The organism is Kluyvera genomosp. 3 (assembly GCF_011765685.1).
GTDB classification, from domain to species: Bacteria; Pseudomonadota; Gammaproteobacteria; order Enterobacterales; family Enterobacteriaceae; genus Kluyvera; species Kluyvera georgiana_A.
This window is the reverse complement of record NZ_CP050321.1, coordinates 1,958,208-1,971,560: the sequence shown is the minus strand read 5'-3', so window position 1 is coordinate 1,971,560 and position 13,353 is coordinate 1,958,208. Positions and strand designations below refer to the sequence as shown.

The window sequence follows — 13,353 nt, the reverse complement described above, 5'->3', positions numbered from 1 at the left end:
TATGAGCACCATCACAAAAATCAACCATTTTGAGAGTTAAATCACATAATAATTATCATACATGTTAAATTTATAAAGAAATTGTTATGAAAATCTGTCACTTGCAGCATCTACAAAATCTATAAATTTTACGTATTAATTTGATAGGGTAACGCAACGATGAATGAGCCTCTCCAGGCCCAGGCGAGCCGTGGGGTATCCCCTGCAGCGCTGCTTGTGGCCGGTGCATTCTTTATGGAGTTCCTCGATGGGACGGTGATTGCCACCGCCCTGCCAGATATGGCGAAAACCTTTGGCGTGGAAGCCGTCGATCTTAATATCGGCATTAGCGCCTACCTGATCACGCTGGCCGTACTCATACCGGCCAGCGGCTGGATAGCGGACCGCTTCGGCGCGCGCACCATATTCAGCCTCGCGCTCGCCATTTTCACCGTCTCTTCCGTATTTTGCGGCCTCGCCACCAGCGCTCACGGTTTCGTGGCCATGCGTATTCTACAAGGCGTAGGCGGCGCGCTGATGGTTCCTGTCGGGCGGTTAGCCGTCCTTCGTACCACGCCAAAACACCTGCTCATCACCGCCATTGCCACGCTCACCTGGCCCGCGCTGATTGCGCCGATTATCGGGCCTCCGCTGGGTGGATTTATTACCAAAGTGGCCGACTGGCGCTGGATATTCTTCATTAATGTCCCGTTGGGCATTATCGCCATCCTGCTGGCGTTGCGGATTATCCCCAACATCCGCGACGATGAGCGGCGGCCATTCGATCTACCGGGTTTTCTCGCCACCTCGGTGTCAATGGTGAGCCTGGTCTACGCGATGGAACTGCTGGGCGCAGAGAAGATGCAGGGCGGCTTAATCATCACGCTACTGCTGCTTGGCAGCGCCACTTTTTACTATGCGCTGTCCCATTTCCGCCGCAGCCCGGCGCCGATGATCCGAATGGATGCACTCAAGGTGCCCACTTTCCGCGTCACGATGTACGGCGGTTCATTGTTCCGCGCTTCCATCAGTGCCGTACCGTTCCTGCTTCCCCTACTCTTTCAGGTCGGTTTTGGTATGGATCCGTTCCACTCCGGCCTGTTGGTGCTGGCGGTGTTCGTGGGCAACCTGACGATTAAGCCGGCCACCACTCCGCTCATTCGCTGGCTGGGCTTCCGCCGCCTGCTGTTGATTAACGGTGCGCTGAACGTGCTGGCGCTGGTCGCCTGCGCCTTCCTGACACCGCAGACGCCGGTATGGGTGATTATGCTGGTACTGTACCTCGGCGGCGTGTTCCGCTCGATTCAATTTACCGGCGTCAGCACGCTGGCGTTTGCCGACGTACCCTCACCGCAAATGAGCTATGCCAACACGCTGTTCAGTACCGCCAGCCAGCTGGCGATTGGCCTGGGTATCACACTCGGGGCGATTGGGATTCGTATCGGTGAGAAACTCAGCGCCGTACTGGATCTCAGCGCGGTACCCGGTATCAGCTTCCGTCTGGCCTTTGTCTTTATCGCGCTGATTTGCCTGGTGGGGATGATAGATACCCTGCATCTGACGCGAGACGCGGGCAGCGCGGTGTCGAAGAAAGCCAAAGCCTGAGTTCACGGCATAAAAAAACCCACGCCAGAGCGTGGGTTTTTATTAGAAAGGAGAACGTCTGACTTACGCCAGGATCTCGCGAACAAAGGCTTCGATTTCTTTGTTCTGGCAGTTTTCAAAGAAGCATTCCTGGAAACGCTGACCGGAGACGGCAGTTTTCACCAGCGCCGGGTCGATAGCGCGCAGAGTATCCAGATAGTTCTCTTTCACCACCGCCGCTTTAACCTGGTTCAGGATACCGGCGTTACGAACCTGAGGTTCTTTACGCTCTGGCGGGTAGCCTTCGCCATTACGGCCGGTGAACGCTTTTTCAAACATATAGCGAACGTTCAGTTCCGCACCCCAGCCAAAACCTTTGGCGAAGGCCAGAGACAGCGCGTTACCGTTGTTGATCTGGGCAAACAGGAAGGCGTCTGCTGGGTCCAGGCAGTAGCCACAAACAACGCCCGGGTGGATGTTCAGGGACATCAGCGCACCCTGACCGGTACCACAGCCAGTGACGACGAAATCTACCGCTTTAGAGTTCAGCAGGATGCTGGCCATGATACCCAGGTGAATGTAGGTCAGGTGATGATCGTTTTCATCGCTCATGCCCACGTTGTAGACCGGGAAGCCTTTTTCATCGGCAACGGCTTTTAACTCATGATGAATAGTCGCGTTCTTGCTGGCCTGGCTGTTTTCCATCATCAGTGCAATTTTCATTCTTTCCTCTCCTGAAAGCTACGCGGGATTTCCCGCAGTCGTTCGATTACGTTACAGTAACCTTACTACCAGACAAACGCACTTTCAAATTTTATGAAAAATGGTTTTACTTTTTACTGAGGCGGTCACACTTTTGGCCTATGCCGGATAGATAAATCATTACATAAACCATTATTTTTTTACTGTTACCAGGCCACACGGTGGTCTAAACTGACTTAAGGGCAATAATGGGCCCACAAAATATACGCTATTAAATGGATAAAATAGTCTTCGCAAAGGAACTGACTTGTGACACAGAACTGCCGATCTCTTCGACGCGGGCTGGGTCTCCTTGTTCTACTGACCCTGTTGCTCGTTTGCACGACTCGCGCTCTTGCCGTACCGCCACAAAAAGTCAAAACGGCTTCCACCGTCCCTGTCTGGATACTCGATGCCGATAATTTTGAATTCTGGCGCGACGACCACGGACAGTTTCGCGGGTTCTATCCCGAACTGCTGCACGCCATCAATTCACGCTACGGCTATAATCTGACCCTGCAGCCCATTGACGGCACCACGTTCGAACAGCGCTTCAGCCATCATGACTACGGGCTCTACGCCAGCGTGCTGCAAACCCGTGAACATCTGAAGAATACAATCCTTTCCTTACGCCTGCTCGAAAACACCATCGTTACCGCCAGCATCACTCGACAAGCCAAGACCGTACGAGACCTAAACGACACAAGAGTCATTTTCCGCCGGCACGATCCGACCCAGACGATCGTCAAGCAAGCTTATCCCTCCCTGACATTTCAACAGATCATCGAGGTCGACAGCAGTAAAGAGGCCTTGCAAATTCTGCGCAGCGGCGGTGCCGATTTCTATATCAATGAAGACAGAGAAATCGGCAGCCCACAGTACTACTACACCATTTCTCGTCCATTTGATTCACTGCGTATCACCGCCTCATTCGGGATAAGCCCGGAACTCATTTCACTACGCAACAACATCAATCAGTTGATTAACGAGTGGCAGCAAAACGGCAAGCTTCAGGCGCTGGAAGAGCAAAGCCAGATAGAGTTTCTCCGCCATAACCTCATCATCACCCCCGAAGAGCGCAACTGGTTACAGGAAAATCGTCTGACGCTGTGGCTGCCGAAGAATGAGAACTTCTCTCCCATTATCTGGAAAGACAATCAGGGATATCACGGCAGCGCCATCAGCATGGTTAACGATCTTCGCGATCTGCTTAATATCAACGTTGACGTTCAATTCGTTGATAATTATTTGATTCGCATGAAGAACGAAGAGTGGCCACTGCGGCTTGCCGATATTATTGATGTCCGCGACGGCGCACAGCTGGAAGGCCTGGTTGGCCCGCTGCTGAACTGGTACAACGCCTATTACAATAAGGTCGGTCAGCCGTTTATTCTTGATGAAGAACAGGTGCGCTATCAGCGGATTGGCGTGATACGCGGTTCGTTTGCCGCATACTATTTGCGCCAGCGGTTTGGTACCGACGTGACGTTGGTCGCCCGCGCCACCATCGACGAACTGCTGGATACCATCGATAACAACCAAATCGACTTTATTCTTGGTGATTTAAGCTCGCTGGAGCAAGCGCTTCGCGGCAGCGATCTGTTCCGCGGCGCGCTGAAAGTTGCCGGGCTGACCCATTCCAGCTATCAGATAGGGACCTGGGTGAACATCGATCACCCTCTGCATGCGCTGCTGGCTCAGGTTCATCTCATCTCCAGCTACCGTCACCAGCTCACGCCTCCCACCAGCGTCGCGGCCTCCACGTCGCTAAGTAAAAATACATTACAAATTATTAGCGCCGGGCTGCTGGCCGCGCTGATCTTTATCCTGAGTATGATGCTGATGATGTGGCGGCATATGAACCAGAACCGCGCGATTAACCGCAGCATTGTCGAGGCAATGGAAAAGATTAATCACGTCCACGATGATGAGACCGGTTGCCATATCCGTCGCGTTTCAGCTTATTGCAGCCTGTTGGCCCGCGCGATGAAGCTGCCCCAGCGCCAGATTCGTGACATTGAAAATTTCGCTTCGCTGCATGATATTGGCAAAATTGCCGTTCCCGAGATGATTCTGCGTAAGCAGGGCAAACTCACCGAGGACGAGTTTAAGCAAATTCAGCAGCACTCAGTGAAAGGCTGGCGTATCGTCCAGGGGCTGGTGCTCGGCTCTGTGGCGGAAAACCTGATCCATTATCACCATGAAAAATGGGACGGCAGCGGCTATCCGGATGGGTTAGCCGGTGAAGCCATCCCGCTGGAGGCACGCATTCTGGCAATCGCCGATGTTTACGATGCGCTGCGGCAAAAACGAGTCTACAAACCCAGCTTCTCCCATGAACGTGCCTACGAAATTATCGTCAGCAGTTCCGGCAGCCATTTTGATCCGACGCTGGTCAAACTGTTTTGCCAGTTGCATCTGCAGTTTCAGGCCATTTATGAGTCACAAGCGGATTAACCCCTGAATCTGGCGACTATTCAAGGGATTGGCCACCGAGGGGGCGGCTACAATAAGATTACGACAGATTGCGCAGAGCGACTTGATGAAAAGCCTCCTACTTATCCCTGCCCTGCTGGCACTTTCCGCGTGCTCGGTTCCCCGCACGGCAAGCGTCAGCGAAGTTGATGCGACCAGCGGTATCGTTCGCCTGACCTACGGGCAGGCGGTACTGCAAAACGCCCGCACCGACAGTTACCTGGCCCAGTCCGAGGCCAATAAGGCCTGCCAGCAAATGGGCTACGCCACCGCATTTTCCTATGGTCAGCCCATTTCCACCTGCTCCACCATTAGCGGCTCACTGTGCCTCAACGAATATATCACCCTGCAATACCAGTGCCGGGGTGTCGCCAATATTCCTGCTACCAGCGCCTGGTATTAGTTCACTCGCCGGTGAATTCCGGCGTTATTATTTCTCTCTTGATATCTATTGTTATATTTCTGCCAATGAGTTTTATTCACATTCGCATTATTATATAAATCATTTTATATTTACCTTTTGCAAATAAATAAATAACAATTTATAGTTCCGATGTAATTAACTATTAACGTATTTTTTCAGGAGCTACACCATGCTGAAAGCGCCAATGATCGAGAAATTAAATGAACAGATGAATCTCGAACTTTATTCTTCGCTGCTGTATCAACAAATGAGCGCCTGGTGCAGCTACAACAGCTTTGAAGGCGCCGCCGCCTTTTTACGCCGCCACGCGCAGGAAGAGATGACGCATATGCAGCGCCTGTTCGATTATCTGACCGACACTGGCAGCCTGCCGCGCATCAACACCGTCTCTTCACCTTTTGCCGAGTACGCCTCACTGGACGAACTGTTCCGCGTGACCTACGAACACGAGCAGTTGATTACCAGCAAAATTAATGAACTGGCGCACGCCGCCATGTCCAACCAGGATTATCCGACCTTTAATTTCCTGCAATGGTATGTCGCTGAACAGCACGAAGAAGAGAAATTGTTTAAATCCGTTATCGATAAACTAACGCTGGCGGGTAAAAGCGGTGAAGGGCTGTACTTTATTGATAAAGAGCTGGCTACGCTCGATACCCAGAATTAATCTTCGTGCAGCGGCGTCAATACGCCGCTGCCGATTAATGCCGGCAAATCTTACTTTCCTCGGTCGTAAAACCCGATTCCAGCGGTATAAATTTCCCTTTATTACGTAGAAAAGCCACCAACTCGCCCGCCGTCATATTCTCCGCTGAACAGGTATGAAAACGCGCCTGCTCGCCGAAACGCGCATGAATAGCCGCCTCCAGGCTTTCAACACTGTACTGTTCGCCGGATGCAATCATCATATTCAGTACTTCGTGACCGTGAATAGAATCCATTATTTCTCCCCTTAAAAAACGCCACCATAAACTGCATTTGTATTGCATGTTTTGCGCTAGCGCAGCTTTCTGTAGCCTTATTAAAACCGTAAACATAAGTATACAATCACTGTAATTCAGATTTGACGAGAGCAGCGGATTCACATACTCTGCGCGACATCTTTCGTTGTGAATACGTTGTGAAGTAGAGGAAAGCGTGAAAAACCGTACTCTGGGGAGTATTTTAATCGTCGCCGGCACCACCATCGGCGCAGGAATGTTGGCAATGCCGCTCGCCTCGGCGGGCGTCGGCTTTGGCGTCACGCTGGTGCTGCTGGTCGGCCTGTGGGCATTAATGTGCTACACCGCCCTGCTGTTGCTGGAAGTATATCAACACGTTCCAGCCGACACCGGGCTTGGCTCTCTGGCGCTACGCTACCTGGGACGCCGTGGGCAATGGGTCACCGGCTTTAGCATGATGTTCCTGATGTACGCCCTCACGGCGGCCTATATCAGCGGCGCGGGCGAACTACTGGCGTCAAGCCTCAGCCAGTGGTTTAGCATGGATATGCCGCCTGCGCTGGGCGTTCTGCTGTTTACCGCGATTGGCGGCATGGTTATCTGCGTGGGCACCTCGCTGGTGGATCTGTTTAACCGCTTCCTGTTCAGCGCCAAAATCATCTTTCTGATCGTCATGCTGGCGCTGCTGCTGCCGCATATTCACAAAATAAACCTGATGACGCTGCCGCTTGCCCAGGGGCTGGCCCTGTCGGCCATTCCGGTTATCTTTACTTCGTTTGGCTTCCACGGCAGCGTACCGAGTATCGTGAGCTACATGAACGGCGATGTGCGCAAACTGCGCGGTATTTTTATCATTGGTAGCGCCATCCCGCTGGTCGCCTATCTGTTCTGGCAGTTGGCGACCCTTGGCAGCATCGACTCACCGGTCTTTAACGCGCTCATGTCTCAGCACGCGGGCCTGAATGGCCTGTTAATGGCGATTCGCGAAGTGGTCGCCTCGCCGCACGTTGAACTGGCCGTTCACCTGTTTGCCGACCTGGCGCTGGCGACCTCTTTCCTTGGCGTCGCACTGGGGCTATTCGACTATCTGGCGGACCTGTTCCAGCGCAAAAACACCGTCCGTGGCCGTCTGCAAACCGGCGGTATTACCTTCCTGCCGCCGCTGGCCTTCGCGCTGTTTTACCCACGCGGTTTCGTGATGGCGCTGGGTTACGCGGGTGTGGCCCTGGCGGTACTGGCGCTGATTATTCCGTCTCTGCTGACGCTGCAAAGCCGCAAACATCACCCTCAGGGCGGCTATCGCGTCGCCGGAGGAAAACCGATGCTATGGCTGGTTTTCGCCTGCGGGATCGCGGTGATTGTCATTCAGGCAGGGATCGCTACCGGGCTGTTACCGTCGGTGGGGTAAGTTTCGTGGTAGAAGAAAGGGGCCAATCGGCCCCTTTTTTATTTCGCTAAACAGCACTGCTTGTATTTTTTTCCGCTGCCGCACGGACAGGGGTCGTTACGTCCCACCTTCTGTTCGTTTTTAATCGGCTGCTTAACTGGCGCTTCTTTAGGATTGTCCATCCAGTAATCAAACAGACTCAATGCCGCAGGGCGAATGTTATCAATGCTATCGAAATACTGCTCAGCCGTGAAAGCTTCCAGCGCCGCGCTTTTCTCTTCATCGCCGTGCAGCGCAATGCTGTCAAACGCCGCTTGCTGCTCTGCCGGCAGACCGGACCAGTCGGTCAGGCGCGCGCCGCGCAGATAGCCATAGCACCACTCTTCCACGATGGTCAGCTCCTGACCTTCTTCTTCGCGGGTACCAAACAGCGGCTCAAACTGGTCCGGGTAGTCGTTCAGGCGATCGGCGATATCACTCATATGTTGCAGCGTGAGATTCACAAAACGGTCACGCTCGCGGTCAGTCGCCCAGTGCGGCACATGGTCTGCCCCGCCCCATACGGCAAACATCCAATCAGCGGGTTCAATCTCCAGCGGTGAGGAGAGGATGGCGGTCAGCATACCGTCCAGTTCGGAGACGTCGATAATTGACGCGTCAGAGGCATACTTCGCAATGGTCTCGTCCAGCCATTCCAGCTCGCTTTCGGTTAAAGGTCCCGTTTTCATACTCAATCTCTGTCGTTGTTGATGAGGTCATTCAGTCCAGGCGCAATGATGCAGGAGTTTAGCATTGAACTCCAGCAATGCTTTGCTACGCGCCGCCCAGATAGGCTTTACGTACCTCCTGATTGCCCAACAGTTCCTCGCCGCTGCCGCTAAGACGAATTTGCCCGTTAACCATCACGTATCCCCGGTCAGACAGTTTCAGCGCGTGGTGGGCGTTCTGTTCCACCAGGAAAATCGTCATCCCGTCGCGGGCCAGTTCACGCAGCGTATGGAAAATTTGCTTCACCACAATCGGCGCCAGCCCGAGGCTGGGCTCATCAAGCAATAGCAGTTTTGGTCGGCTCATTAGCGCGCGGGCAATCGCCAGCATCTGCTGCTCACCGCCGGACATGGTCATCGCCCGCTGCTTGCGCCGCTCTTTAAGACGAGGGAACAGATCGAACATGCTTTGCAGATCCTGAGCGGCATGCTGATTACCAATTGGTATCGTGCCCATCAGTAAATTTTCTTCCACGGTCATATCAGGGAAAATGCGCCGCCCCTCCGGGGCCTGAGCGATCCCGGCCGAGGCGACATAATGGGTGGTGCGATGGCTGATATCGTCGCCGCAGAAGAGAATTTGCCCGCTACGCACGCGCGGCTGGCCGAAAATGGACATCAACAGCGTCGATTTCCCCGCGCCGTTGGCGCCAATCAGCGAGACGGTTTCGCCTTTATTGACCTGCAGCGAAACCTGCTTTAATGCCTGGATAACGCCGTAAAAGACATCGACCTCACGAAACTCCAGCATCGGTTCGCTCATAGGCTGACCTCGTCTTCGCTGGTGCCGAGATAGGCGGCAATGACTTTCTCATCGTGCTGAATTTGCTCCGCCTTGCCCTGGGCAATGACATCGCCGTGGTCCAGCACGATAATATCGTCCGAAATGTCCATCACCATCCCCATATCATGTTCAATCAGCAGCACGGTTATGCCGTGATGCTCGCGCAAGAAACGAATAATTTTGCTCAGCGCCCGGGTTTCCACGGGGTTCAGCCCGGCGGCGGGTTCATCAAGGCAAATCATCTCCGGGCCGGTGCACATGGCGCGGGCAATCTCCAGGCGGCGCTGCTGGCCGTAAGACATCTCGCCCGCCAGCCGGTTAGCGCAGTCAACCAGATCCACCACCTCAAGCCAGTAAAAAGCGCGATCCAGCGCGGCGCTCTCTGCCCGACGGTAAGCTGGCGTATTGAGGATCCCTGCGACCAGGTTGCGGTTGACCTGCATATGCTGTGCAACCAGCAGATTCTCCACCACTGACATCTCACGGAAAAGACGGATATTTTGAAACGTCCGCGCCAACCCAGCCCGGTTGACGAGGTGGGTCCCGCCAAACATTTTGTAAAAAATCCGCTGCCCGAGGTGCGCCGGATTCACCCAGTCACCCGGCTGAAACTTCTGCCCAAGGATCTGGATGACGTTAGTGGTTTTCCCGCGCGTGTTGAACAGGATTTTGCCGCCGGAGGCCTTGTAGAAACCGGTCAGGCAGTTGAACACCGTGGTTTTTCCCGCGCCGTTTGGGCCGATCAGCGCGGTAATCGAGCCACGCTGTACCTCCAGATTAACGTCGTTCAGCGCCTTAATACCGCCAAAATGCATCATCAGATGCTCAACGCTTAAAATCACATCCTGGCTCATGGCGCCACTCCTTTACGCACCGCAAATCCGCTGCGATTAATGCGAATCAGCCCCCGAGGACGCCAGATCATCATCACCACCATCAATACGCCAAACAGCAGTACGCGATACTCGGCAAAGCTGCGCAGCAGTTCGGGGGTGACGGTCAGCACAAACGCCGCCAGCACCACGCCAATGGTCGAACCCATTCCACCCAGCACCACGATGGCGAGGATCAGCGCCGACTCAAAGAAGGTAAATGACGTTGGGTTGACGAAGCCTTGATAGGTGGCGAAAAACACGCCGGCAATCCCGGCGGTCGACGCGCCGAGCGTAAAAGCCGACAGCTTCACCAGCACGTGATTCAGGCCCATTGAACGGCAGGCGATTTCATCTTCACGTAGAGCCTCCCACGCGCGGCCAATTGGCATACGCGTTAGACGATGCTTGATATACAGCACCAGCAGTACCACCAGCACCAGAACCGCGTAGATAAAAATAAACTTCAGGTTAGGGTTATAGGTGAGATGGAAAAACTCGTGAAATGGCACACCGCCCTCTTTCGCTCGTCGTCCAAATTCGAGGCCGAAGAAGGTCGGCGGCGGCGCAGAAATCCCGTTCGGGCCACCGGTGAAACTGAGCCAGTTATTGAGAATCAGACGGATGATTTCACCAAAACCAAGGGTCACAATGGCCAGATAGTCGCCGTGCATGCGCAGCACCGGAAAGCCGAGCAGCGCGCCCGCCGCCGCGGCCATCAGCGCCGCCAGCGGCAGCATTGACCAGAATCCTAACCCCAGATACTGATAACCCAACGCCAACCCGTAGGCGCCAATGGCATAAAACGCCACGTAGCCCAGATCCAACAGCCCGGCGAGGCCGACCACAATGTTCAGCCCCAGCCCCAGCAGCACGTAAATCAGGCCGAGGATCGCCACGGTCAGCACGTATTTGGTGGCGACGAACGGGAAACAAACCGCTAACGCCACGACCAGCGGGATTATCCAGCGCATCCGGCTTTTATAGTCCGGGGCGCGGACATAGACGCCAGCGTTATCGCTTTCAAAACGAGAGGTAAAGCGTCGACCAATGGCGGTGGTGGCCATTGCGCTAAGCGCAAAACGCCCTATCATTACCGCGGCGATAATCCAGATTAGACGTTGGCCTTCAAAGTTAAAGCTGTAGCCGTCGAGCACTACCCCGACAATGGGGCCAAAGATAATCAGCGCCACCAGGCCGGAAAAAACCGCGTCAAGAATGCAGCGTTTGAGGGAAAAGACCTCGTGTGAAGCCGTTGAATGCGTCATTGTCAGCTCCTACACTTTGGCCACAATCGGGCGGCCGAGCAGCCCCTGCGGGCGAAAAATCAGGATCACCACCAGCAGCCCGAACGAGAACACGTCTTTATAGTCGGAGTTGACCATCCCGGAGAACTGCGCTTCGGCCACGCCAAGCAGCAGCCCACCCAGCATCGCCCCCGGCAGAGAACCGATACCGCCAAGCACCGCCGCGGTGAACGCCTTGATGCCGATAATAAACCCGGCATAGAAGTCGAAAGTGCCGTAGTTCATGGTGATCAACACCCCCGCCAGCCCTGCCATCGCCGCGCCGATCACAAACACCAGCGAGATAATACGATCGGTATTGATCCCGAGAATCGAGGCCATTTTGCGATCCTGCTGCACCGCCCGGCACATCCGCCCGAGCCGGGTGTGACCAATAATCCACGTTAACAGCAGCATCCCGGCAAACGACGCCAGCAGGATAAAGATCTTGGTGTAGGTGATCTGTACAAAACCTTCGCCGATATGCAGACGCAGCACGCCATCCAGCATTGTGGGAACCCCTTGCTGGCGCGGACCCTGGCTGATTTGCGCATAGTTTTGCAGAATTAATGACATGCCGATGGCGGAAATCAGCGGCGCCAGGCGGGTGGAATTGCGCAGCGGTTTGTAGGCAATACGCTCAATCGTCCAGCCGTACACGCCGGTAACCACGATGGTAAAGACCAGCGTACCGAGAATCAGCAAGGGGAAAGAGTGCAGGCCAAAGAAGGACAGCAGCGCCAGACCGATGGCGCAGAGATAGGCAGAGATCATATACACTTCGCCGTGAGCGAAGTTAATCATGCCGATAATACCGTAAACCATGGTGTAACCAATGGCGATCAGCCCGTAGACCGATCCTAGCGTCAAGCCATTGACTAACTGTTGCAGAAAGAATGTCTCCATCATCGCGCGCTCGTGTTATTGGCCATGTTATAGAGCGCCGGTATGCGAGCACACCGGCGCTGAGCGTGACTCCGTCCGGTTACTCAACTTCCTTATACTTGCCTTTATCATCCCACTGATAAACGACGTAGTCCGAGACTTTCAGGTCGCCCTTGCTGTCCCAGGCTTTCTTGCCCATGACGGTTTCGACCGGGTTGGCCTTCAGCCATTCGCTGGCTTTCGCCGAGTCGGGGCCTGCCGCCTTAAACGCCGCGGCGATTGCCTGAATAGAGGCATAGGAATAGAGGGTATAACCTTCAGGCTCAAACTTGTTGGCGCGGAATTTTTCGATCACCGCCTTGCCGTCCGGGATCAGACGCGGATCTTTGCCAAAGGTCATATAGATGCCGTTGGTATACTGCGGACCACCAGCGGCGGTAACCATCTCTTCGTTGACGATACAGTCGCCGGAGAAGAATTTCGCCTGTACGCCCTGCTCACGCATCTGACGAACCAGCGGCCCCGCTTCTGGGTGACAGCCACCGAAGAAGACCACATCCGGCTTCTGAGCGCCAATTTTGGTCACCAACGCATTGAAATCTTTTTCACCGCGCGACAGGCCTTCATACATCACATCCTTCACGCCGCGCTTGGCCAGCGCCGCGCGGGTCGCATCCGCCAGGCCCTGTCCGTAGGTATCTTTATCGTGAATGATAACCACCCGTTTGGCCTTCAGCTTATCAATGATGAAGTTGCTGGCGACGTCGCCCTGCTGGTCATCGCGGCCACACATACGGAACATATCGTTCATTCCGCGCTCGGTGATCAGCGGGTTTGTTGAACCCGGGGTGATGGCCAGCACGCCCGCGTCGTTATAAACCTCGGAGGCGGGCATCGTCGAAGAGGAACAGAAGTGGCCGACGACAGCCTGCACTTTGTCCTGATCGACCAGACGGTTCGCCACCGCCACGGCCTGCTTCGGCTCGCAGGCATCATCGCCCTGCACCAGCTTAATTTTCTCGCCGTTAATCCCACCGGCGGCGTTAATATCCGCCGCGGCCTGGGTCGCGCCGTGCCAATATTGATCGCCATAGGTGGCGTTTGGCCCGGTAAATGGCCCGGCGACACCAATTACGATATCGGCCTGGGCGGAAAACGCCGTCACCAGACACCCTGCCAACACAATCGAAAGCGGACTTCTTATTAATTTCAGCGACATTATTATCTA

Annotated in this window: 13 protein-coding genes; 5 read left to right on the top strand and 8 right to left on the bottom strand. The window is 54.5% G+C overall.

Annotation, left to right across the window (positions count from 1 at the left end):
• The first annotated feature begins 159 nt into the window (after window positions 1–159).
• A complete protein-coding gene (locus GY169_RS09150) occupies window positions 160–1,584 on the top strand; it encodes an MFS transporter (protein WP_167575548.1) in 1,425 nt (474 codons plus the stop codon).
• Window positions 1,585–1,647: 63 nt separating this feature from the next.
• Here GY169_RS09150 and GY169_RS09145 read toward each other — a convergent pair whose 3' ends face one another.
• Complete coding sequence (locus tag GY169_RS09145) at window positions 1,648–2,286, bottom strand: RpiB/LacA/LacB family sugar-phosphate isomerase (RefSeq protein ID WP_065357827.1); 639 nt, start codon at window positions 2,284–2,286, stop codon at window positions 1,648–1,650.
• A 288-nt stretch (window positions 2,287–2,574) separates the two neighbouring features.
• On the opposite strand from GY169_RS09145, the gene GY169_RS09140 reads away from it, so the two are divergent.
• The 3 genes from GY169_RS09140 to ftnA all read left to right on the top strand — a co-directional run bounded on the left by GY169_RS09140 (window position 2,575) and on the right by ftnA (window position 5,870).
• Window positions 2,575–4,761, top strand: a complete 2,187-nt coding sequence (locus tag GY169_RS09140; RefSeq protein ID WP_167575547.1) for an HD domain-containing phosphohydrolase — start codon at window positions 2,575–2,577, stop codon at window positions 4,759–4,761.
• Window positions 4,762–4,846: 85 nt separating this feature from the next.
• Entirely contained in the window at window positions 4,847–5,182 is a 336-nt protein-coding gene (gene yecR / locus GY169_RS09135; RefSeq protein WP_163448980.1) for a YecR family lipoprotein, read from the top strand.
• Between the two features lie 190 nt (window positions 5,183–5,372).
• Entirely contained in the window at window positions 5,373–5,870 is a 498-nt protein-coding gene (gene ftnA / locus GY169_RS09130; protein WP_163448981.1) for a non-heme ferritin, read from the top strand.
• A 34-nt stretch (window positions 5,871–5,904) separates the two neighbouring features.
• Here ftnA and GY169_RS09125 read toward each other — a convergent pair whose 3' ends face one another.
• Entirely contained in the window at window positions 5,905–6,144 is a 240-nt protein-coding gene (locus GY169_RS09125; protein WP_167575546.1) for a YecH family metal-binding protein, read from the bottom strand.
• A gap of 196 nt (window positions 6,145–6,340) precedes the next feature.
• On the opposite strand from GY169_RS09125, the gene tyrP reads away from it, so the two are divergent.
• Window positions 6,341–7,552, top strand: coding sequence for a tyrosine transporter TyrP (gene tyrP / locus GY169_RS09120; RefSeq protein WP_167575545.1), 1,212 nt, complete (start codon window positions 6,341–6,343; stop codon window positions 7,550–7,552).
• 38 nt (window positions 7,553–7,590) lie between these two features.
• Here the strand turns inward: tyrP and GY169_RS09115 are convergent, their stop codons facing one another.
• The 6 genes from GY169_RS09115 to GY169_RS09090 form a co-directional block, all read right to left on the bottom strand.
• Entirely contained in the window at window positions 7,591–8,259 is a 669-nt protein-coding gene (locus GY169_RS09115) for a YecA family protein (protein WP_167575544.1), read from the bottom strand.
• Between the two features lie 85 nt (window positions 8,260–8,344).
• Window positions 8,345–9,061, bottom strand: coding sequence for an ABC transporter ATP-binding protein (locus GY169_RS09110; protein WP_163448985.1), 717 nt, complete (start codon window positions 9,059–9,061; stop codon window positions 8,345–8,347).
• Complete coding sequence (locus GY169_RS09105) at window positions 9,058–9,936, bottom strand: ABC transporter ATP-binding protein (RefSeq protein WP_163448986.1); 879 nt, start codon at window positions 9,934–9,936, stop codon at window positions 9,058–9,060. The genes GY169_RS09110 and GY169_RS09105 overlap by 4 nt, the downstream gene beginning before the upstream one ends.
• Window positions 9,933–11,222, bottom strand: a complete 1,290-nt coding sequence (gene livM, locus GY169_RS09100) for a high-affinity branched-chain amino acid ABC transporter permease LivM (RefSeq protein ID WP_167575543.1) — start codon at window positions 11,220–11,222, stop codon at window positions 9,933–9,935. The genes GY169_RS09105 and livM overlap by 4 nt, the downstream gene beginning before the upstream one ends.
• A 9-nt stretch (window positions 11,223–11,231) precedes the next feature.
• Complete coding sequence (locus GY169_RS09095) at window positions 11,232–12,146, bottom strand: ABC transporter permease subunit (protein WP_065357839.1); 915 nt, start codon at window positions 12,144–12,146, stop codon at window positions 11,232–11,234.
• Window positions 12,147–12,225: 79 nt separating this feature from the next.
• Window positions 12,226–13,344 carry a branched-chain amino acid ABC transporter substrate-binding protein gene (locus tag GY169_RS09090; RefSeq protein ID WP_064544573.1) on the bottom strand — a complete coding sequence of 373 codons (1,119 nt, stop codon included), beginning with the start codon at window positions 13,342–13,344 and terminating at the stop codon, window positions 12,226–12,228.
• Between the last annotated feature and the right edge of the window lie 9 nt (window positions 13,345–13,353).